Origin of the sequence: Streptomyces sp. WZ-12 (assembly GCF_028898845.1) — a bacterium.
Classification (GTDB): Bacteria; Actinomycetota; Actinomycetes; order Streptomycetales; family Streptomycetaceae; genus Streptomyces.
In genome coordinates, this window is record NZ_CP118574.1 from 1 (window position 1) to 21496 (window position 21496).

Annotated in this window: 18 protein-coding genes and 1 pseudogene; 1 reads left to right on the forward strand and 18 read right to left on the reverse strand. The window is 68.3% G+C overall.

The genetic code is table 11. The annotated features are described in order from the left end of the window. The 8 genes and pseudogenes from PV796_RS00005 to PV796_RS00035 all read right to left on the reverse strand — a co-directional run. On the reverse strand, positions 1-1105 hold a 1105-nt coding region (locus tag PV796_RS00005; protein ID WP_274910586.1), incomplete at its 3' end, for a Glu/Leu/Phe/Val dehydrogenase dimerization domain-containing protein. Then, complete coding sequence (locus PV796_RS00010) at positions 1105-2478, reverse strand: pyridoxal-phosphate dependent enzyme (RefSeq protein WP_274910588.1); 1374 nt, start codon at positions 2476-2478, stop codon at positions 1105-1107. The genes PV796_RS00005 and PV796_RS00010, both read right to left, overlap by 1 nt. Positions 2479-2533: 55 nt before the next feature. Then, positions 2534-4171, reverse strand: coding sequence for a thiamine pyrophosphate-binding protein (locus tag PV796_RS00015; RefSeq protein WP_274910589.1), 1638 nt, complete (start codon positions 4169-4171; stop codon positions 2534-2536). Next, positions 4171-5355: an ABC transporter substrate-binding protein gene (locus tag PV796_RS00020; protein ID WP_274910590.1), complete on the reverse strand. Its 1185-nt coding sequence runs from the start codon at positions 5353-5355 to the stop codon at positions 4171-4173. The genes PV796_RS00015 and PV796_RS00020 overlap by 1 nt, the downstream gene beginning before the upstream one ends. A 65-nt stretch (positions 5356-5420) precedes the next feature. After that, positions 5421-6575 (reverse strand): sulfotransferase family protein, encoded by a 1155-nt coding sequence (locus PV796_RS00025; protein WP_274910591.1) that lies wholly within the window; start codon positions 6573-6575, stop codon positions 5421-5423. 378 nt (positions 6576-6953) lie between these two features. Further along, entirely contained in the window at positions 6954-7430 is a 477-nt protein-coding gene (locus PV796_RS42165; RefSeq protein WP_446750663.1) for an EamA family transporter, read from the reverse strand. Then, positions 7431-7922 (reverse strand): annotated as a pseudogene (locus PV796_RS42170) (EamA family transporter); the annotation flags it as partial. Between the two features lie 46 nt (positions 7923-7968). Next, the gene (locus PV796_RS00035) at positions 7969-8952 is read right to left on the reverse strand and encodes an L-histidine N(alpha)-methyltransferase (RefSeq protein WP_274910594.1); all 984 of its coding nucleotides are present in this window, start codon (positions 8950-8952) and stop codon (positions 7969-7971) included. Positions 8953-9990: 1038 nt separating this feature from the next. Here PV796_RS00035 and PV796_RS00040 point away from each other — a divergent pair. After that, a complete protein-coding gene (locus PV796_RS00040) occupies positions 9991-10614 on the forward strand; it encodes a class I SAM-dependent methyltransferase (protein ID WP_274918801.1) in 624 nt (207 codons plus the stop codon). Between the two features lie 159 nt (positions 10615-10773). Here PV796_RS00040 and PV796_RS00045 read toward each other — a convergent pair whose 3' ends face one another. The 10 genes from PV796_RS00045 to PV796_RS00090 all read right to left on the reverse strand — a co-directional run bounded on the left by PV796_RS00045 (position 10774) and on the right by PV796_RS00090 (position 21304). Next, a complete protein-coding gene (locus tag PV796_RS00045; protein WP_274918802.1) occupies positions 10774-12624 on the reverse strand; it encodes a carbamoyltransferase family protein in 1851 nt (616 codons plus the stop codon). A gap of 46 nt (positions 12625-12670) precedes the next feature. Further along, positions 12671-12853 (reverse strand): hypothetical protein, encoded by a 183-nt coding sequence (locus PV796_RS00050; RefSeq protein ID WP_274910595.1) that lies wholly within the window; start codon positions 12851-12853, stop codon positions 12671-12673. Positions 12854-12864: 11 nt separating this feature from the next. Further along, the gene (locus PV796_RS00055) at positions 12865-13782 is read right to left on the reverse strand and encodes an SGNH/GDSL hydrolase family protein (protein ID WP_274910597.1); all 918 of its coding nucleotides are present in this window, start codon (positions 13780-13782) and stop codon (positions 12865-12867) included. Between the two features lie 79 nt (positions 13783-13861). Further along, a complete protein-coding gene (locus PV796_RS00060) occupies positions 13862-14791 on the reverse strand; it encodes an NAD(P)/FAD-dependent oxidoreductase (RefSeq protein WP_274910598.1) in 930 nt (309 codons plus the stop codon). 3 nt (positions 14792-14794) lie between these two features. Then, entirely contained in the window at positions 14795-16102 is a 1308-nt protein-coding gene (locus tag PV796_RS00065) for an MFS transporter (RefSeq protein ID WP_274910599.1), read from the reverse strand. After that, on the reverse strand, positions 16095-16997 hold the full coding sequence (locus PV796_RS00070; RefSeq protein ID WP_274910600.1) for a phytanoyl-CoA dioxygenase family protein: 903 nt from the start codon (positions 16995-16997) through the stop codon (positions 16095-16097). Before PV796_RS00070 ends, PV796_RS00065 begins: the two co-directional genes overlap by 8 nt. A gap of 131 nt (positions 16998-17128) precedes the next feature. Beyond that, the gene (locus tag PV796_RS00075) at positions 17129-19012 is read right to left on the reverse strand and encodes a carbamoyltransferase C-terminal domain-containing protein (protein ID WP_274910601.1); all 1884 of its coding nucleotides are present in this window, start codon (positions 19010-19012) and stop codon (positions 17129-17131) included. Between the two features lie 107 nt (positions 19013-19119). Further along, positions 19120-20586, reverse strand: coding sequence for a radical SAM/SPASM domain-containing protein (locus PV796_RS00080; RefSeq protein WP_274910602.1), 1467 nt, complete (start codon positions 20584-20586; stop codon positions 19120-19122). 317 nt (positions 20587-20903) lie between these two features. Continuing rightward, entirely contained in the window at positions 20904-21071 is a 168-nt protein-coding gene (locus PV796_RS00085) for a hypothetical protein (RefSeq protein ID WP_274910603.1), read from the reverse strand. A 104-nt stretch (positions 21072-21175) separates the two neighbouring features. Further along, complete coding sequence (locus PV796_RS00090) at positions 21176-21304, reverse strand: hypothetical protein (protein WP_274910604.1); 129 nt, start codon at positions 21302-21304, stop codon at positions 21176-21178. Positions 21305-21496 lie beyond the last annotated feature (192 nt).

The window sequence follows — 21496 nt, forward strand, 5'->3', positions numbered from 1 at the left end:
GCGGGGATTCCGGGTCGACGGTGCTGTCCACCGCCAGCCGCATCGCGGTGGCGCGCGGACTGACACCGCTGCGGCGCGCTTGCGCGACGATGTCCGCAACGAGGTCGTTCATCAGGGTGGCAAGCGCGTCGAGCACCCGTTGAGGGCCAGGGCACTCGCGCGGACCGAACAGCACCTCCATCGAGGCTGACCCCCCGATCCCGCCGATGAAATCGGGGACGACCACGACGTCCCGGGCTGCCAAAGCCTGTTCGGCATCCTCGGAGAGGCCACAGTTCGCCCCCACCACGACCGTCGAGACCTGGACCCGTGCCGCCTGCGCGGGGGTCAGCGCGTCGGCGGGGCCGGCGAGGATGAGCACATCGGCGGGCACGGTGAACAGCTGGGTCGCCCGGCCGCCCGAGCCCATCGCCGGCACCGGGGTTCCGGGAGGAGAACCGAGCATGGCCGGGACGTCCACACCGGCCGGGTTGGCCACGGCGCCGTGCTCGTCGCCGACCGCCACCACCCGGGCCCCGTCCTCACGGAGCGCGCACGCAGCACCGCGCCCGAGATTGCCGAATCCCTGTAGCGCAACGGTGAGCGTGTCGGTACATCGGGCAGCGGCAATCGCGGCGTGGGCCAGCGCGTGCCCCGCGCGACGGGCCGACACCGGGATCCCACGGACAGGCGCCTCCAGCACGGCCATCCGCCGCTCGAACTCGTCATCGCTGAGCCGCTGAGCGGTCCTGATCGCGTACTTGATCGAGGGCAGCCCGACTGCCGCGGCATGCCGGTTGAGCTCCAACCAGCCGGTACCCATGTCCGGCCCCATGCTGTAGCGGGTGGCCAGCTCTTCGCGAAGGAACGCGATGAAGCGGCCCAACACCGCGCTCTTGGCCGGCGCGCCGGGATCGAGGTCCAGTCCGCACTTGGCTCCGGCCACGTTGATGCCGAGCACCCGCTGCTTGAGCGCCATCCGGTCGGCGAGCGTACCCAAAGTGGCTGCGTCCAGCCCGGGTTGCAGCCGGCATCCCCCCGCGGCAATCCGTGGCCGGGCGCCGCGATAGACCAGCCAGCCCCGGGTGCCGTCGACCGGGTCGCCGTACTCGATCAGGTCTGTCATCACAGCGAACTCCCTGTTGTCTCGTGCTCGGATTCGAGCGCAGCGGCAACGTCCGCGGCGGTCAGAACCGCCACCGGGAGCCCGTCGCGCAGTACCACGCATGCGCCGTGCTCAGCGATGCGCGCCGCAGCGATGTCGAGTTGCTGGCCCCAACCGACCGTGGGCAGTGGGGCGATGAGGTGCTCCGCTACCGGCGCGTCCAACCGCGCCCGGCCGGTCGCGACCCGTACGGCGATGTCGTGTTGGGCGACGAATCCCACGATCTCCGGCAACCGGATCGGTGGCCTGGCCGCGCTCACCGCCAGGTGGTCGATCCCCACGTCGCGCATCCGCCGCAGTGCGGCCGCGAGCTGTTCCTGCGGTGCCATCACGGGAAAGTCGTGGCCGGCGGCGGCCGCTACCGGCACGCCATCGGCCGGCTCGGTGAAACCGCGCCCGGCCAGCCAGTCGTCGTCGAAGATCGTGGTGAGGTACCCCCGGCCGGAATCCGGGATCAACACGACGATGACCGCGTCCGGCCCGGCGCGCTCGGCCACCCGCAGCGCCGCGGCGACAGCCATTCCGCCGGAGCCGCCGGTGAGGATGCCCTCCGCCCGGGCAAGGCGGCGGGTTACCCGGATGGCCTCGGCGTCGCCGATGGTCAGTATCTCGTCCGGCACGGCCGGGTCGAACGCGGCGGGAATGCTCGGTTGTCCGACGCCCTCCACGTAGTACGGCCGCACCTCGTCACCGCTGTACGCCGACCCCAGCGGGTCGACCCCGATCACCCGCACCGCACCCGCCGACACCTCGTGCAGGTACCTGCCGACACCGGAAACCGTGCCACCGGTCCCCAACCCGGCGACGAAGTGCGTCAGTTGTCCTTGGGTCTGTTCCCAGACCTCCGGCCCGGTGGCGGCGTAGTGCGCCGCCGGGTTGGCCGGGTTGTTGTACTGGTCGATGCAGTGGGCTCCGGGGATCTCGGCGGCCATCCGGGCGGCGACGTTGCGGTAGAAGCGGGGATGGGTCATGGGAACGGCGGCCGGGCAGACCACCACCTCGGCGCCGTAGGCCCGTAGCGCGGCGATCTTGTTCGGTGAGACCTTGTCGGGGCAGGTGAACACGCACCGGTAGCCGCGTTGGGCGGCGACAAGGGCCAGTCCGATCCCGGTGTTGCCCGACGTCGGCTCGACGATGGTGCCGCCGGGGCGCAGGCTGCCGTCGCGCTCGGCGGCCGTGACCATGCCGACCGCGATCCGGTCCTTGGCCGAACCACCGGGATTGAACTGCTCCAGCTTGGCCAGGACCAGGGGACCTGAGTCGTCGACGACGGAGGCCAGCCGCACCAGCGGTGTCTGGCCGACCAGGTCGAGCATCGAGTCGTGAAATCGCATTGCTCTCCCCTTCTTCGCCGGTCGGGACGATCGGATCCCCAGCACCGGCGAACGGTCACAGGTGTCGGTACGGGGTCAGGATTCTGCGGCTGGTGCGCACGGCGAGGAGCGACGGGCCCGGGTGGGCGAGTGCCTTGGCCAGGCCGGTGCGCACCTCGGTGGCCGTGGTCGCGGAGAGCCCGAGTGCGCCGTAGGCCGCGGCCAGTTGAGGGAAGTCAGGGTTCGTCAGGTCAGTGGCGATACCGCGATCGGGGTAGCGCTGCTGCTGGTGCAGTCGGATGGTGCCGAGCGAGGCGTTGTCCGACACCACGAACACCACGGGGAGACGGCGCTCGCACACGGTGGCGAGCTCGCCACCGTTCATGGCGAAACCGCCGTCGCCGACGATGACCACGGTCGGCACCGCGCGGGAACGCGCCGCGACGGCCAGCGCCGCACCGGGGGCGAATCCCATTGCGCTGGAGTCGATCCCCACCAGCCTGCCGTTGTCGGCGAACCGGAGGAAGCGGTAGATCCAGCTGGTGAAAGTGCCGGAGTCGACGATCACCGTCACGGCGCCCGCGGTCAACTCGTCCAGTGCCGAGGCGATCTCACCGACCGTCACGGTTTCCGAGTCCGGTGGGATCCACCTGGCGTTGTCTTCCTCGATGGCGTGCAACCCATCGCGCCATCGGCCGCGGCTGTTCGGCAACTGGTGTGGGGGGCCGGCCCTGGCCAGCCGTCCGAGAAAGTCCACCGGGTCCATCGCGAACCCGGCGGTGACCCGGTGGTACCGGCCGATACGAGCCGGGTCCGGGTAGACGTGCACCAGCGCCTGGTCCGGCTCCGGGCCGCGTGGGAAGCGCAGCCGTCTCGTCGTGGTCTGCCCCAACCGAGTGCCCACCGCGAGGACGAGGTCGGCGCGGTCGAACTCGGCGAGTTGCTTCGGCTGCGTGGAGTTGTGCAAGTGGCCCGCGTAGCAAGGATGGTGATTGTCCAGCAGATGCTGGTTCTTGTTGCTGGTGACCACCGGGAGTCCGTGCCGTTGCGCGATCTGCCGCAGCAGGGTCCGGCCGTTCACCGTGTCGAGCGTCGAACCGGCCAGCAGCAGCGGCCGTTGGGCCGAGGCGAGCAGATCGTGGACCGCTTCGAAGTCCCGTTCGTCGGGGACCGTGTGTCCCAAGGTGACCCGGCCGGCCGGCGGGTCGGCCCCTCCGCGGTCGAACACGTCCTCCGGTACGTGTACCACCACCGGCCCCGGTGTCGCCGACTCGGCCACCCGGAACGCCCGCCGGACGGTCTCACCGGTGGCCGCGGGGTCGTAGAGCGTCAACACCTCCTTGGCCACATCGCTCAACGGCCTGCCGGACTGGAACGACTCGCGCCCCAGGTCCCTGGTGGGAACATCGCCCACCAACACCACCAGCGGGGTGGCGTCTTCGGCTGCGGCGTGCACCGCAATCGCCGCGTTGGCCGCGCCGGGGGCTCGACTGACCAGGCACACACCCGCCCGGCCGGTCAGCTTGGCATCGGCGAGAGCAGCGAACCCGGCGGACCCCTCGTGTCGGCACCCCAGCACGTCGACCTCGCAGTCGTACAGTGCGTCGAGCAACGGCAGATAGCTCTCCCCGGCCACGCAGAAGATCCGGTCCACGTGATGCGCCCGCAGGCTCTGCACCATGGTGCCGGCGACCGTCCGGTCGGGCGTGGGCATCAGAGTTCGTTTGCTGAGCGTGCCGGAACGTACTGCGCCGTGGCCTTGTCGGACGGGTAGATGATCGCCGACTCGTCGAATCCCTGCCCCTGCTTCTGATACTGCAGCAGCACCAGTTCGGGCGCTGCGTGGTGCCAGTGGGCCGGCCCACGCTCGTACCGGATGGGGCCTCGCCAGGTCGGGAACTCCATCGCCTCCATCGCGTCGATCATGTCGTCGCGGTCGGTGGACCGTGCCGCTCGGCTGGCGGCGGCGACGATGGTGACATCGGTGAAATGAGTCAACGCCGTGTCCGGCGGGAAATCCCCGTACCGTTGGCGATAGCGCTCGGTGAACCAGCGTCCGATCTCGGACATCTCCGGCCACGACGGGCGGTACTGCATGGCAGGCCACATCGCGCCGACACCCGCGTCTCCGGCGAGCCGCCAGAAGTCGTTGGACCGCAACGGATAACTGAAGGGGACCATGAGCGGCGTGCCCGGAAGCAGGCCGGCCTCCGCCGCAGCGTGCATGATCTGGTAGTTGGTCCGCACCACGCCGCCGTTGATGAACAGATCTGGCTGGTAGTCCCGGATCTGCCCCAGCAGGTCTCCGAAGTCGGGTGCGCCGTCCTGCTCGAAGTCCAGGCGCAGGAACTCCATCCCATGCCGCGTACGGCCGTACTGTTCCAGAACGTCCCCGGTGTGGAGGCCGAAGGCGGTGTCGGCACACACCATCCCGACGGTGCGGATGCCCAGTTGAGCCGCGAAGTCCAGCATCAACGGCACGCGGTCCGCCACGCTGAAGTACGAACGGAAGACGTTACGCCGCTTCTGCGCGGTGATCTCGCTGTAGCCGTTCTCGACGAAGATGGGAATGTTGTACTTCGTCGCCACGTCGACCACCCACGGGGTCGTCCGCAGATGCCACTGCCCCATCACCGCCACCACATCGTCGACGAGAGCGAGCTTGGCCATCTGCCCTGCCGCGGAGCGGAACATGCCCTCCGTCGCCGCCGTGGCCTGGTCGTCGTAGAGCACCAGCTCGATCCCCCGGCTGTCGCGAGCGCCGCCGTGCTCACGCACATACTCCACACCTAAACAAGCACCCCGCACCACCAGTTCCCCTGCCGAGCCGTCCCCCGGCTCACCCAGCGGCGTGATGATGCCTATCCGGACCGGGTCGGAGCCCGCGCCCTCGTTCACATCGCGCACCAACGCATGTGCGCGCTCCAGGTGGGAACTCTGCGACATCTTCTACTCCCTTGATCTCAGGATTCGCGCGGAATGGCGAACTCGTCGAGGTAATCGGAGAAGCGGTCGGCCAGTTGGCCGGCGCGCAGCCCGAACTGCTCTGCGTCATAGGCATGTTGGCTTCGGGCTTGGCCTGCGGACAGGTAGCCATTCATGCGCCGCCGCGCCGCGTCGGTGAGCGAAAGTCCTACGGCGGCGCATATTTCCGCCACCACCGCCATCGGATCGGCGACCAGGTCGGCGTACCGGATGTCCAGGGGAGGCCGACTGAACGGGCCTGATCCTCGGCGCAGGCCCTCCAGCACCGGCGTGACCCGCTCCAGCCAGTAGCGGCCGATCTCCTGGTCATCCACGGAGTCCGTGCTGGCGCCGCGCACGACGGAGGTCAGACTGCACACGCTCGGCACTGCCACCGCGGGGGAGCGATGCATACGGACGACCGCGGCGTCTGGGTACACCGCGGCCAGGTCGTCCAGGTGCCAGAGGTGCGACGGACCCTTCAGCAGCACATGCTCACCGGGGATCCGGTCCAGCAGAACCTGCAACTGCGTTCGGTGGTACTGGTAAATCGGCACCATAGATTGCCGATCCAGCCATTTCACATAGCTCGGCACGCGATATCGCAGCGCGAAAATCGGGTCGCAGAACGTGTTCCCGGTCAACCGGTGACATTCTTCGGGGGATTCCACATGCAGCGGGTGAATGTACTTGAACTTCGGGGCGATCCGATCGTACTCGGCGACGTAGCCCGCACACTGGGCGATCAGATCCTCGGGAGGATCGCGGCGGGCGGGAGCCATCAACTCCCACAGCGCCGGGGCCCGGATATCGGGATGCTGAGCGAGTAAGTTCTGCAGGAACGTCGTTCCGGTACGCAGCATTCCGGTGATGATTATCGGCCGTAACGGCCGACGCGTCACCTCGGGGCGCTCGGCTATCCGATGACTCGTCTCCAGTTGCTCGACAAGCGATCGGACCAGCGATCGCTGCGCCCTGACACGCCCCCTCGACGTCAGTCGAGCTTCTCCATCAAGCGAGCGAACAAGTTGCTCCAAGGACCCGAGATGGCATAACTCTGTCTCGTAGTCGCCGGCGACACGACGCGCGGTTCGCACTATCGTGTCCGTACTTAAAGCAGGCCGCTCGGTTGGAGTGTCCCCCGCTAAACCCATGCGAAATCTCCCGATCGCGATAAGACGCGGCAATGATGACGGTCGTACGTATCGGTGTCGAGATAAGTGTATAACGAAAACCTGGAAGAAGTACCGCTTGGATGCAAGGAATCGTAGGCAGCCAAGTCTGCGTCCGGCGAACCCTCCTCAACTTGAGGCTCGGCAGGGTGCGACAACCCTTGCAATACGGCATGAGTCGAAGGGCGCCAGGGGGAGAAATTCCAGATACGAGGCGGATCGACCAGCGTTGTCGCCACCAACTCACCGAAGGAGAGAAGTCAGATTCGCGATACCCGCCAGATCAGGTCGACTGAGTACTCGAAAATGCAAGTGATCTCTAACGCGAGGCGGAGCAATATCACCGCGACGGCCTCGGCCTCATCGTCCGCGCAGCTCAAGTGCGACCGCGCCGAGCACCAGGACTCCTCCGACAAGTGCACCGACCCAGAGCGATTCGTCAAGCACGGTCGCGCCGATCACGGCGCCGACCAGCGGCGTGACGTAGGCGTAGGTACTGACCAGTGGCGCCGGCGTGTTCTCCAATAGACGCGTATAGAGCATGAAGCCGACGAGCGAGTCAAAGACGAGCAGAAACACCGCCGCCCCGGCCGACGTCCAGCTGACATCCGACCACCGTGCCGGGTCAAACTCACCGAGCGAGAGAGCGACCAGCAACAACACGCTCCCGCCGGAAATCAACTGAACCGCGCTGGCGACCACTCGATCGACCGGCTGACCGACATTCGCCGTTACCAGGCTTCCCGCGGCCCACAGGATCGGCGCGACGCAGAACGCGGCGACCGCCCACGGCGTCCCGCCGATCGCGGCGTCCGGCGCCGTCAGCACTACGATCACGATGCCGCCGAACCCCGCTACCAGGCGGACCAGCGACGCGAGCGATACACGGGTTCCGATCAACCCGCTCAGCAGCACCACCCACAGCGGGATCGCCGCAGCAAGGATCGCCCCAAGGCTGGCGGTCACCGCGGTCAGCGCCACCGTCGCGAGCCCTTGCCCGCCCACCAGCAGCAGCACACCGGCGACCGCGAGGGGCCAGAGTTGTCGCACACGCGGTGGTCGAGAACGCCCACGCGCGGCACCAGCGAGCACGACCCCAGCGACCAAGAAGATCAGTGCCGCTCCGCCGAGCGGCGGCACGCTGGCGACCATCAGCTTCATCGCCGGAATCGCCGATCCCCAACACCCGTAGAGCGCGAGCAGCAGGAGCACAGTGCGGTCAGGAGGCGCCCCTGCCGCCCGTCCGCTCACCGAGGTCTCAATGATCACCGCGAAGCTCCCAAGATCCTTGCAGTCAACACACGCTCGTCCATGCGCCCTGCAAAGCACCGCAGTGACCGGCCGGTTGATCGCTTGCCTGCATACTCCAGGAAAATCACGTCATTTCCAGGAGTAGAAGCGAGTATTTCACGGCTGATTCTTCGCAGGCTTCCATGATGCGCATACCTGTCGAATCTAGCAGCTCGTCGAGCTCGTCCGGTTTGAACTTATGAGACGTGTCGACGGTTACCCGCTCGCCCGCCTTGATGACTCCTCGAAGGTTCAGGTCGGCAAGGCAGAACTCGATGTCAGATCTTGGCCAGATCTGCGCTTCCATGCGGAAGGCATCCGTGTTGTACGTCAATCTGCTGTCGAATGCGAATGGATCGAAATCGCCGTGAAACATGCGATTCAAGCACGTTAGCCTATTGGTCAAGAAATTATGCCAGAGGTCGTACCCGGGCGGATCGTTGTACGCCGTTTCCAGCAGCGAGCGAGGCTTGTCGAAGTCGACGCCGACCAGCATGAGATCACCGCACCGGCCTGCTGCCCTGATGCTTTTCAGTAGCTCGCGACGCTTCTCTTCGCTCATGTTTCCTAGCGAGCTACCCATGAACAAGAATAATCGCGACGCTTTCGGTCGCCGCTCGACGACGCTCAGGCCGCTATGGTAATCACCGGCGATCGGGGCAATTTCAAGTCCGTCAATAGAATCGGCAAGCCGAGCGGACGTCTTTCTCAGCATTTCCTCTGACACATCGATCGGCACATATTTCAGCGGCGCCCGAGATTCTGCCGACATCCGGTTCAGTAGAAGTTCGGACTTCGTGGCCGTGCCGCAACCCAATTCGACTACCTCGCTCACGTTCGCAAGATCGCAAATCGAGTTGACGTTGCGCGTCAAGAGTTCCCATTCGGCATGGTACGGGTAATAGGTTTTCAGGTCGCAGATTTGCGCATAAAGCTCGGAACCGCGTTCGTCGTATCCATACACGGTCGGGATTAGGCGCGGAACTCCCGAAAGGCCCGATATAAGGTCTCGGACCTCGCTCGTGGCATCATCTACCCGCACATCGATCAGATCATTGACCACACTCATCAAATACCATCCAATACGCAAATTATTGCAGGAATGGGCATGGCATCGTTGATCGCGCAAGTGAGAACGTCACATGTTGGCGCCGTTGATCCGCCGGCCTCCCCCGCGCCGCTCGGCCGTTAGCGTGCCACCAAGGTGGCTCGTGTGGCAACAGGGCATCGGGGTGACAACTCAACGACTGATCTTGGATTTTGGCACCGCCAACAAAGGACTCTGTCGGGATCTTGAGGTTCGAAGGTCATTTGCCTCGGCGCCACCACAGGAGTCGGGGTAGCCGTGGGTGTCGAGGTACGGCTGGAAGGCCGAGGGGCGTAGGCGGGTAGATGAAGTCTGCAGATTCTTCTTCGCTGAGGCACTCGACGTTGATGGTGATCGCAGTCAGGACGCGCTGGGTGTGCGTCTTGGCAATGCCGTGATGGCAACTGCGGCGGGTACCGTTCGGCCGGTGGAGCTCGCCCACGACGGACGAATCGCCAAGCTGCTGCGGGACTCCCAGGTCAACTCGCCTGCCGGTCCAGTGCAGATGGCGCTACCAAGGTTCCGAAGCACCATGAGGACCCAGGGGCGACGCCGCCGGTTCGCGGTGTGCGTGGGCTCGTCGTAGCCCGGCCCGACTGTGGGTGCGTACGCGAGCGCGTCCGGCGGGAGTGCGGCGGATGCTTGAACGGGCTGAGGTGCGGAGGCTGTTTGCTCGGGCTGAGGTGTGGGCGCGGGTCGGTCAGGGCTCGCGTCCCGTCGCGGCGGCCTGGGTCTGAACGGGAGCTGGCAGGGACAGTGGTCGGTGACATGGCGGGTCGACGATGCGGAAGTTGGTCAGCGGTAGGCGGCGAGGAGAAGGCGGATGCCGGCGGTCGCGTACTGGTCGAGGTCGGCGTCGGTGTGCTGGGAGCTGCTGTGGTGCGTGGTTTTGTTCACCGGGGTCCACAGCAGCGGGGCGAACCAGGCGGGCCGCGCCCCGGGGTGCTACGCCGGGCCGGCGGTCTCAGCCGAGTCGGAGGGCGCTCAACTCGGCGGCAGGGCCTATAGGATCGCGGCGTGATGCACAGTGCGAGGCTGGTCGGTGCGTTTGACGAACTGGCCGACAGTTACGACCACTCGCACCATGAGGCGATCGCCCGGGCCCTGATCGAATGGGTGGCTCCTGACGCGGCTGACGCGGTTGCTGACGTGGCGTGCGGAGCAGGCGCAGTCGCCCTGCAACTGGCGCGGTGTCGGCCTGGCACCGCGCCTCCCGTGCTGGCCCTGGACCTATCCCCCCGGATGGTCGCGGTGGGGCGGGCCCGCGCCGCGGACCTGGGGTGTGGCACGGCGATCGACTGGCGGGTCGCCGATGCCGTGCCGCTTCCGGTCCCCGATCGCTCCCTTGACGTCGTGTTCTGCGCATCCTCGCTGCACTTCCTCGGGCGCCGGGCCCTGGCTGACTGGAAGCGCGCCCTTCGTTCAGGTGGCCGAGTGGGGTTCACGCTGCCGTTGGCCACGCACTTTCGTCCGTCGGAACGTTTCGCCGGGCTCTGCGCGCGAGACGTGCCACTGCCCCGTACCGCGCAGGAGGCCAGCGCCTGGGCGGCGGCCTGCGGGTTCGCCGACGTCGATGCGCGTGTCCATGTGCTTGGCACGCGCCGCGTGGTGCTGGTCCTGGCGACTGTGGTGCACGGGCAGTAGGGGGTTCAGCGGTCTCGGGAGCGGGGCGGGTGGTGCAGATAGCTCGTCCGGTGACTTTCCCACGAGCGAGACAACGGGTCCCGCACCACCCGTACGCACAGTCCAATCGGGGAGACCACCAAGAAGTACAGCGCGATCAGGCCCGCGCCCCTCAACCCCTCAGTCCACGGGGATCGCCGCACGCCAGTCCTCCTCCTCACACCACGGTGGCTGGTCCCGCTTGTCCAGGAGGAAGTCGCCGAGGGCCAGCAGGTCGATCTGGGTGCGCATGAAGCAGGCGTATGCCTCTTCGGGGTCACGCACGATCGGTTCCCCGCGCACGTTGAACGAGGTGTTCACCAGTACTGGGCACCCCGTGCGATCGCGGAAGGCGGTGAGCAACGCGTGGAACCGCGCGTTGTGTTGGGCCGTCACCGTCTGTACCCGAGCCGACCCGTCGACATGGGTCACGGCCGGGATCGTCGACCGCGGGACCCGCAGCAGGTCCAAGCCCGTGACCGCTTCGGTCCCGGCGGACTCGGGCTCCCGTCGTTGTGCCGCGGCGACCTGGGCGGTCAGCAGCATATAGGGGCTCTCCTGCGTCAGATCGAACCAGTCCTTGGCGTCCTCGGCGAGAACCGCGGGGGCGAACGGACGGAAGGACTCGCGGAACTTGGTCTTGCGGTTGAGGGTGGATTGCATGGTCGGGTTGCGCGGGTCGGCGAGGATGGACCGGTTGCCCAGGGCCCGCGGCCCGAACTCCATCCGGCCCTGGAACCAACCCACCACCCTCCCCCGCGCCAGCTCCGCTGCGACCCGGTCCACCAACTCCCGTTCCGGCAGCCGTCTGGCGGGGTATCCGCCCCGGGTCAGGAACTCCTCCACGGCGCGGTCGGAGTACCCAGGGCCGAGCAGCGCACCCGCCATCGCGTCGGCGCGGCGGCGGACATGGGTGCGGGGTGCCCCCCGGCGGTGCGACTCGGCCAGGGCGGCGCCGAGCGCCCCGCCGGCGTCCCCGGCCGCCGGCTGGACCCACAACTGGTCGCAGATCCCCTCGGTCAGGATCCGGCCGTTGGCCACGCAGTTGAGCGCCACACCGCCGGCCAGACACAGTCGTCGTTCACCGGTGCGGGCCAGCGCCGTGCGAGCCAGCCGCACCATCACCTCCTCGGTGACCTGTTGTACGGAAGCCGCCAGGTCGAACTCCCGGTCGGTGAGCGGCCCTTCGGGGGTCCGGCGTGGGCCGTCGAAGAGTTCCTCGAAGGCGCGACCGACCATGGTCTGTCCGTACTGGAAGGTGAAGTGACGCAGATCCAGACGGAACGAGCCGTCCGGCTTGACGTCGATCAGCCGCTCCCGGATGAGCGGCGCGTAGCGCGGCGTCCCGTAGGGTGCCAGGCCCATCAGCTTGTACTCGCCCGAATCAACCTTGAAGCCGCAGAAATAGGTGAACGCCGAGTACAGCATCCCCAGGGAGTGCGGAAAGCGCAGTTCCGCGAGGGGGAGCAGTTCGGTGTCACGACCGTGCCACAGCGTGGTCGTCGCCCACTCCCCCACCCCGTCCACGCACAGCACCGCGGCCGACGGGTACGGGCTCGGGAAGAACGCCGACGCCGCGTGCGAGGCGTGGTGAGGGTAGGCCAGCACCGGAGGCAACGGCTGCCCGGGCGCCACCTCGCGCAGCCGCGACCGTACCTCGTCCAGGGCCTGCCGTTTCCAACCGACCCACTGCGGGAACGACCGGCGGAACACAGGCAGGCCACGCGGGGCGGTGGCCAACCAGGTTCCCACCACTCGGCGGAACTTCAGCGCCGGGTCCTCGTAATAGGCCACGGCGGCCAAGTCATCGAGGCGCAGGCCGGTTTCCCGTAGGCACCAGGCCAGGGCATGGGTGGGGAAGTCGGGGTCGTGGCGGCGGCGGGTGAAGCGTTCTTCCTGTGCGGCGGCGAGCGGGACGCCGCCTGCCACCAGTGCCGCCGCACTGTCGTGGTAGTAGGCGGAGATGCCCAGGACGGGGCGGTCCGGCCCGATGGCGGGCGAGCGGTCGGCGCGCGCGTGGCGGCTGCCGGGAGTCACGTCAGAACAGGGGGTAGATGGACGCGTCGTCCTCGGGCTGCCGCCGCATGCGGGACGCAGGTGGGTCCTGGGCGGCGGCCGGGGCCGGTGGGGCCTCGGGGGGCGGCGCGGGCCGGGCGGGGCGGCGCAGCCGGGCAGCGAGGCGGCGGAGTGCGGACAAGGATGCGGCGGTGTCGTCGTCCATGGCGAAGCTCCTCATGCCAGGTCAAGGCGGTCCGCCAGTTGCCGGGCCACCATGTCATATCCCAGGTCGGTGCAGTGGACGCGATCGATGAACAGCCAGTCCTGTGGCCCGGCGGTTTCGGTGAGTGCCGCGTTCATGTCCACAAACGGCACGTCGAGGCGGGCGCACCCGGCGGCCAGCCGGTCCGCGTAAGCGCGACCCACCGCCATGGTGGAGATGTCATGGTGGAATCGACGGAAGTTGGAAACCTCGTCCAGTTCGTCGAAGAGGAGCTTCTCTCGGGGCAACGGTTCCTCCCGCACCCACGACGCGAGCGGCTGGAGCACGAAGGTGAGGCGGGTGCCCAGGCCCGCGGCCAGCGTCTTCCATCCACCAAGGTGACGGAGTGTCAATTCTGCTGCGTGGGCGACGCGTTGCTCGGTGGGTGGGATGACGTCGGGTGCGGGGCCGCAGTCGAAGAAGGCGCCGTGGCGGCCCTGTTGTTCTTCGGGGAGTCGGCTGAGCACCAGGTTGTTGACGCCGGAGAGCAGCACGATGTCTTCGATGGCGGGGAGTTGGTGCTGGAACAGAGTGAACAGCAGGAGTTCCTGGGCTGAGTTGTGGCTTTGGCCGGCGATGTTCAGCCAGGGCAGTCGGGGTGCGTGGGCGTTCCACAGTCGCGCGGTGATGGTGGCCGCGTCGCTGGTGGCGCCCACGCCGAAGACGGCGGAGCTGCCGGCGAGCACCCGCGCGGGGCCGTCGGGGCGTTCGTCACCGACGGTCGCCCGCAGTCCGCCGGGGCCAGGGGTGACCCGGAATCCATGCCGGTCGGTGTGGTAGACGGGGGTCTTCTCCTTGCCGTATTGGAAGTACCCGAGGTAGGGCTGGTCTTCCAGGACGAAGGTGTAGTGCTCCATGTGTGGGGCGAACTCGGCACGGGGTGAGGTCATCGCAAGGAGGCTCCCGTCGGTGTGCTCTGCGTGGCTGTCGTCGCGCCCGTTGGTGACCGGCATCGGTGCGGGCGGGGGCTCAGGGGGTTGGGGGCGGCGGTTCGGGCAGGGAGCCGGGGCGGTCCTCGCGGATCAGGTCGGCGTTGATGGCCATGCCCGCCAGCCCGCCGCTGGCCGCGGCCATCGCGGCCTGTTGCATGGTGCGGCCGAGGTCCCCGGCCACGTACAGCCGGGGCACGCTGGTGCGACCGCGGTCGTCGCTCTGCACGGATTCCAGGTCCGGCGCCTGGAGCCAGGGGCGCAGCGGGTCCAACCGGGGCTCGGTGTCCAGGTGCAGGAACAGTGCCCCGTAGTTCGCGGACCGTCCGTCCGCGAAGAGGACCTCGACGCCTTCGGGGTGCGACCGGACCTCGCTGACGTGGTCGGTGACGACGGGCACGCCGGCGGCGGTGAGTCGGTCCTGTTCGTCCTTGGGCAGTTCGCGCCGGTCGGTGAGGTAGGTGATGCGGTCGGACCAGACCGTGAGGGTCGCGGCCAGGCATTCGCTGGGCACCGCCCCTCCGTACACCGCGAAGCTGCGGTCGCGCACTTCCCAGGCATGGCAGTAGGGGCACTCCAGGACGGTCGTGCCCCACAGGTCCGCCAGGCCCGGAACCGGTGGGAGCACCGAGCGCACACCGGCCGCGTACAGCAGGGTGCGGGCGCGGAAGGTGCCCGACTCCTTGGTGGTGACCACCACGTGATCCCCCTCGGGCTCGGCCGAGCGCACCTCGTCGTCCCGGAACGACACCTCGTACGCGCCCAGTTGGGCGCGGGAGCGGGCCCGGAAGTCTTCGATGGTGGCTCCGTCGTTGGTGAGGACGTTGTGCATGACGCCGGCCGCCATGTTGCGGGCGTCGCCCGAGTCGATCAGCAGCACGCGGCGTCGTGAACGGCCCAGGTAGAGGGCGGCGTTGAGGCCGGCCGGGCCGCCTCCGACGATCACGGTGTCGAAGAGCTGTGTGTCCAATGGTCACCCCTTGTTGAGAAGGTCGTCGTGCGGCGGCGGTTCGGAGGGCGGCGCGTCAGAGGGTGGCGCCGGCGCGGTGCGGTCGCCGTGCAGGGGGGCGAGCAGCGCCAGGGCGCCGACGGTCAGAGCCGCCCCGCACACCACGAACACCGCAGGCACGGACAGGACTTCGGCGAGCAGGCCGCCGAGCGTGGCGCCGAGCGGCATGGTGCCCCAGGAACACAGTCGGGCCACGCTCATCACCCGGCCCTGGAGGTCTTCCGGCGTCAGCCGCTGGCGCAGCGACATCACCGGGATGTTCCAGCCCATCATGAAGACGCCGTTGACGGCCAGTGCCAGCGCGGCCCATGCCGGGTGCCGGCCCAGGCCCAACCCGACGTAGGCGATCCCGGAGGCCACCAGGGACCACCGGGCCAGCCGTACGGTGGGAAGCCGGTCGGCGGCACGGGGCGCCAGCCAACTGCCGGCGACGGCGCCCAGCGACCCGGCGGTGAGCAGCAGCCCGTACCCGGTCTCGCTCAGCCCCAACGTGTCCTCGCTCAGCAGCACCAGCATCGAGAAGGTCGCCGAGAACACCAGGCCGTACAGGGCGCTCGCGGCCAGGGTGAGGCGCAGGACGCGATGGTGCAGGACGAAGCCGAGACCGCCCCGCAGGTCGCGCAGCACCCCCTCGCGCGCGTCCGCCGGGGGCGTGTGACGGCCGGCGCGGCCCAGCGGAGCGAGGCCGAGCAGCAGCAGCGCGGCCAGGGCGTACAGCACGCCTCCGGTGGCCAGCGCCGCGGCGGCGGTCAGGCCCACCAGCAATCCCGCGACGGGTGGTCCGATCATCTCGTTGAGCACGATCTGTGCGGTCAACAGCCGGCCGTTGGCGCGCTCCAGGTGCCGCTCGTCGACCAGGCGCGGCAGCATCGCGGGCGCCGCGGTGTCGGCGAAGGTCTCGGCGATGCCCAGCACGAACGCCAGCGCGTACAGCAGGGGCAGTGGGCGGTCGTCGACGAGCACGAGGGTGGCGCCGAGCAGGGCCGCGGCGCGGATCACGTTGCTGACCAGCACGATGCGGCGGCGGTCCACCCGGTCCGCGAGGACGCCGGCGGGGAGGGCGAACAGCAACCAGGGCAGCATGTTGACGGTGGTCAGTCCGGCAACCGCCGCAGGGTCGGGGTGGTGCGCGACCACCAGCAGCGGCAGCAGGGTCCGGGTGATGCCGTCGCCCGCGTTGGAGCCGGCCGTCGAGGCCCACAGCCAGCGAAACGGGCGGCCCAGGTCCACTTGACGGGTCGAGCGGGTCCCGGGCCGGGCAGTGCTAGCCAACAACGCTCCCCTCGTTCCACATACGCAGTCCCAACAGCCGCTCACCCAGCTCAGTCAGCGCCGCCGGCCCGTACAGCGCGGACTCGTCCTTACGCACCCCACCTTGCGGCGGGTGAGGCGGTACCCGGTCCCGCCAGAACCGCACCCGGGACGCCCGGAGTTCGGCATGCTCCTCCCAGGCAGGGGCCATGGTCAGGTACTGGGCCATGCGTACCCGGGACGGAGAGACGTTGGGGTGCACCCCGTGCGGGAGCAGGCTGTTGAAGATGATCAGGTCGCCCGGTGCGACCTGCGGGGTGGTGATCGAGTAGCCGGTGATGTCCGGCGTGCCCGGGTCCCGGTCGGCGGGCTGCGCGCTGACCCACTTCTCCCACTCGGTGAAGATCTCCGGCACACATTGAAAGCCACCGATGTCCTGGTCACCATGGGACAGCGAAAGCACCGCCTGACAACTCACCGGCAGTGGGGCCGCGGAGGTGTCCACGTCCCAGTGGATGAACCCGTCGAAGGCGCGCGAGCCCCGGTTGGGCGGGTTGACGTTGGCGAAGTCGATGGTGACCCACAGATCGGTGCGGTCCCAGATGTCGGCGAAGGCCCCGTACACCCGCGGGTTCTGTCGAACGTCCCACTGGGCTTGGTGGTTGTACATCTCGACCAGTCCGCTGTGGCCCGGCAGCCGGTCGTTGCCGGTGTGCGGGGAGGCCCAGGTGACAGGGTCGTCGGGGTCCATGTCCAGGAAGGAGTACAGGCCCTCGGTGAGGGCGGTGACCGTCTGCGGGGCCACCGCCTGCCGGACGATCACATAGCCTTCGGTGATCCACTGCTCCCAATCCGTCGGGGACAGGACGCGCAGAGGTTCGGTCTTGCGGATGTCTCGCAAAGGAACGGCGGCCACGGGCACTCTCCAGGGACGCGATGCCTGCACATGGTCGGGTGGAACGGGCCGGGCCGGACATCGCCGTTCCGGCCAACTTCGGCGGGTCGGGGTGTCGAGGGGTGGGTTGGGGACGTGGGGTCGAGGGCGGATCACTCGACGATCAGGCGGTGTTCGGGCAGCACCACGGCGTCCAGTTCGGTCTCGGTGAGCAACTGGACCGCCTCGTCGAGGTCGTTGAGGATGGGGCGGCCGCCACCATTGGCACTGGTGTTGATGAGCACGGGCAGTCCTGTGCGGGCGGCGACCGCGTGGCACAGCCCGTGCAGCAGAGGGTGGGTATCGGGCCGGACGGTCTGGAGGCGGGCGGTGCCGTCGATGTGCCGGGCCTCGGCGAGTTCCCGAGCCCGGTCCGGCCGCACCCGCACCGCGAACAGCATGGTCTCGGTGTGGTCCAGCGGCCCGGTGAAATAGCGGTCGGCCACCTCCTCCGGGCAGATCGGCGCGACCGGCCGGAACCATTCGCGGCTCTTGATGGTCTGGGAGACGTATCGACGCGCGCCGCTCCAATGGGCCGAGACCAACAGCGAACGGTGCCCCAGGGCCCGCGGCCCGGTCTCCAGACCGCCCTCCAGCCAGGCCACGCAGCGCTGGTCGGCCAGCAGGTCGGCGACGGAGTAGAGCAACTCCTGTTCGTCGTCCGGGCGTTGCACGGTCAGCCCGAGGTCGCTCAGCCGTCGGGCGAGGTCGGCGACCACGGCCGCCTGGTCCCTGCCTGGCTCGCCCAGGCCCGAGAGCGGTGGTCCGGCGTAGGCCAGTGACGCCGCTGCCGTGCGGCCCAGCAGGGCCGGCCGGTCAGCCGGGGCGGCGACGACCAGTGCCGCGCCCAACGCAATCCCCGAATCGTCGCAGCAGGTGGGGACGGACACCCGGGTGAACTGCCCGCATTCGGCCAGGCGGCTGTTGGCGGTGATGTTGAGCGCGCAGCCGCCCGCGTAGCAGAGCGTGGTGTAACTGGGAAAGAGTTGACTGATGCCGGTGACCAGTCGGGTCAGGTCCCACTCCACGGCAGTCTGCAAGGTGGCGGCCAGGTCGCGGCAGACACGGTCGTCCGGGGAGGTTCCGACGGGGGTGGTGCGGCCGTCGGCGGTGCGGATCTCGTCGGGGAAAACCGAGCCGAAGGAGTGCACGACGTCGTCGTCGGAGGAGTCGGCCAGGCCGGCGTCCAAGTACCCGCCGCTGTGAGGGTCGTACTCCCACCAGGTGTCGGCGTAGTGCAGCGCGGTGCCGGACAGTTGGTCCTCATCGAGCTGCTCGTACAGGTCCGGGGAGGCGCGCCGGGTGGACTGCGGGACGAGCATGGCGCGCAGCACCGGAAGGATGGCGGGGTCGGTCTGCCCGGTGGCCGTCAGCCCAAGCAGTTTGCCGGTGTCGAACTGGCTGCCGTGGATGCGGCGGGCGAGCGCCTCGTAGACCAGGCCGAAGCGCGGGCCGGTGCGGTTGGTGAAGGACATCACCGGGATGAGTTGGTCGCCGTCGCCCAGGCAGACCATGCCGCACTCGGCGTAGTTGCCCGTTCCGTCCAGCGCCAGCACCAGGGCCTTGCGAGCCCCGGAGGTGTAGTAGGCCAGGCCAGCGTGCGCGTAGTGGTGACGCACCGCGGTCAGGGTGATGTCGCCGAACTCCTTGGCCAGCGGCCAGTCCAGGGGTTTGATCACCCGGGTCACCACGTCTGTGAGGGGAGTACCTCCGGTGGCGGTCCAGCGGGCGTCCTCGTTGACGAGTTCGACCAGGGCCGGCGGCAGCACCCGGCACACCGGGGTGTACCAGTCGGCCACCGCGATGCGGGTCACCGGACTCGCCGCCCGCTGTCGCAGCTCGGCCAGCCACCCGGCGGCGGCTCGGGGGAAGTCGCCGTTGCCGCCGCACACATGGCGCAGGCCGAGGCGACGCTCGGCCTCGATGACGTGGTAGCCGTCCTCGTCGGTGAGGGCGGCGCCCGCGTCGTGGCCGAAGTGCATTCCGATCGTTGCCATGGCACCAATCACCCTTCCTCGACCCAAACGGGGTTCGCGGGGCACGGTCGTGGATCGACAACCCGCCCCGCGGGACGGACTGTTGCGTGGGTCGTTGGGCGGACCGGTCAGGACAGGGCGGCAAGGCTCTGGACGTGGTGGCGCTCCAGGAGGCCCTGCACCACCTCACGCATGTAGGCGCAGTAGCCGGGCGACATCACCTGGATCGAGCCGTTCTCCTCCTCCAACGCACCGGCGGAGCCACCCGAGCAGGTGCCTTGGAGCTCACAGCCCTGGCAGCCGGGGCCGTTGGTGTAGGCCCGCATGCCGTAGTCCTGGTAGGCGGGCGAGGAGAAGATGCCGCGCCAGTCATCGATGGTGCCCAGTTTGCGGGCGGTGGCCTTGCAGGCGAAGACGCTGCCGTTGGGCTCGATGGAAAGTTGGCGGCCGACCGCGGGGCAGGTCTTGTAGTCGGCCTGCTCGGCCCACTTGGACTCGTCGATGATCATCTGGAAGGTCTGGTACCAGTAACCGCTGAGCTGCACGCCGAGCTCGCGCCCGTAGTCGACTGCGGTCAACAGCCGCTGCGCCACGTCGTGTGGGCTGTGCTTCTGGAAGAACTCCCTGGCCTGGAACGACACGATGACGTCGAGGGTGTCGAGTCCGGCCTCGGCGATGAAGTCAATGAGCGGGGTACCCCACTTGTCCCAGGTGTACTGGGAGAGCACCGTGGTGATGCTCACCGGGACGCCGGCGGCCTTCATGTCAAGGATCGCCTTGCGGACCACGGCCCACGAGGTGCGCTGTTGTTGTCCGCCGCGGAACTCGCCGGTCTCCGGGACCAGGTAGTCGATGGAGACGGTGGTGTCGACGCGGTGCCTGGCGAGGGCCGCCAACAGTTCGTCGTCGATGCGGGAACCGTTGCTGGTCAGGTCGTAGGAGAGGGTGACCCCGTCGTGACTGTCGCCGAAGGTGCGCAGCACGTGCAGGATGGTGCCCCGCGCCAGGGTGGGCTCGCCGCCGAAGAACGACACCGTCAGATGGCCGCCACCATTGGCCTTGCGCAGCTCGATGGCCTCTTTGATGGTCTTCTCGGCCACCTCGCGCGACATGTGCATCGAGGGGTTGCGGCCCTGGTCCAGGCCGTGGTTCCAGTCACCCTTGGCGAGTGTGGGACCCGAGTCCTGGTGGGAGGGGCCGGCCTCATCGCGCGAGCGGCGCAACTCGACCAGAACCGGGCCGGGTTTCACCGACTCGCCGGAGGTGTTGCGCTCCTCGACGCCACCGTCGAAGTTGTAGGCGAAACAGCCCTGACAGGAGAAGTTGCAGGCATTGGTCAGCACGAGCTGGATGGAGGAGTGGAACACACCGCTACCGAGGGCGTCCTGCCGGCTCTCCAGTAGACCGTCGATCTCCCTGGCCTCGTCATGCCCGGCCTCGACGAGGAACCGTGCCTCGACGAGGTCCCGCAACGAGGCGTCGCCCACCCGCTCCCGCAGTCGGTCCCAACTGATGCCTTGGGCGGCGTCCTTGAGGAGTTCGACGATGTCCCGATCGATCAACCGCGCATTCCCGAACAGGGAATGGAATGCCATGGTCCGCTCGTCATCCCCAAAAGAATGGAGTCGACCTCCGAATGCGCTGAAATCCCGGTCGCCGGCGGCACGCAGGGTGCGGACGTAGCGCGAGGACTGGTACATCGAATTCTGCATGGTTGATGCTTTCTCCCTGCGTCTGACGACTTCCGACACGACGCACCGCACGACTCAGGGGCACGGTGTACGGCATGAGGCACGGCGCCGGGGAAACACCCCGACGCAGCGCCGTTGGACACGGGCCGATCCCACCCCACAGCCCGGCCCCGCGACAGACCGGGGCCCGGCCGATGGCGGGCCCCGGGGAACTTCAGCCCTTAGGCCGACGTACGCTCTTCCTGCTGCTCAGCGGGGACCGAGACGGCCTCCGCCTGCTTGCGGGCGGGCGTGATCGTCGGGGCGTTGCCCTTGTCCGGCGAGACGAACGCACACGGACGGGACGACGCGGTGACCGCAGGGCGGACGACCTTCTTGACTTCGGCCATATGACCCTCCTCAGTAGGTGCGACACCAACGCGCCCAACTGAAGCAGAGAAAAGGATTACTCGAAAAGTCTTCTACCGGTCATCGTTGACGAAAGACCCAGAGCTCACTCGATCACCAATTCGGCAACATTCTGGGCGCGTTGAAGAAAAACGATCTCTCCTTCCACCACGCGACCTGCTCCCATCCTCGAATCATTCAGCACGCCGGCGGAATCCCCCACAATCGGCCGCATCAGAGGGCGCCCTCCTCCCCCCTCCGCGCGGGTTGAAATTCAGCCAGGAACGCGACGGGACACGGGGACGGAGCGGGGAGCGTGCATCCCACGCCTGCTGGGCGCGACGAGACCCCGCCGATCAGAGCGACCAAGCCGAGGTCGGTCGGGAACGGCCGTCGCCGGGCCTGGCGCGGGCTGACGGTGCGGTAG

Coding starts and splice junctions, on each gene's coding strand:
- PV796_RS00025 (WP_274910591.1), bottom strand. CDS start 6,575: ATGGGTTTAGCGGGGGACACTCCAACCGAGCGGCCTGCTTTAAGTACG.
- PV796_RS00085 (WP_274910603.1), bottom strand. CDS start 21,071: ATGGCCGAAGTCAAGAAGGTCGTCCGCCCTGCGGTCACCGCGTCGTCC.
- PV796_RS00050 (WP_274910595.1), bottom strand. CDS start 12,853: ATGGACGACGACACCGCCGCATCCTTGTCCGCACTCCGCCGCCTCGCT.
- PV796_RS00075 (WP_274910601.1), bottom strand. CDS start 19,012: ATGGCAACGATCGGAATGCACTTCGGCCACGACGCGGGCGCCGCCCTC.
- PV796_RS00040 (WP_274918801.1), top strand. CDS start 9,991: ATGCACAGTGCGAGGCTGGTCGGTGCGTTTGACGAACTGGCCGACAGT.
- PV796_RS00010 (WP_274910588.1), bottom strand. CDS start 2,478: ATGCGATTTCACGACTCGATGCTCGACCTGGTCGGCCAGACACCGCTG.
- PV796_RS00015 (WP_274910589.1), bottom strand. CDS start 4,171: ATGCCCACGCCCGACCGGACGGTCGCCGGCACCATGGTGCAGAGCCTG.
- PV796_RS00035 (WP_274910594.1), bottom strand. CDS start 8,952: ATGAGTGTGGTCAATGATCTGATCGATGTGCGGGTAGATGATGCCACG.
- PV796_RS00055 (WP_274910597.1), bottom strand. CDS start 13,782: ATGACCTCACCCCGTGCCGAGTTCGCCCCACACATGGAGCACTACACC.
- PV796_RS00090 (WP_274910604.1), bottom strand. CDS start 21,304: ATGCGGCCGATTGTGGGGGATTCCGCCGGCGTGCTGAATGATTCGAGG.
- PV796_RS00080 (WP_274910602.1), bottom strand. CDS start 20,586: ATGGCATTCCATTCCCTGTTCGGGAATGCGCGGTTGATCGATCGGGAC.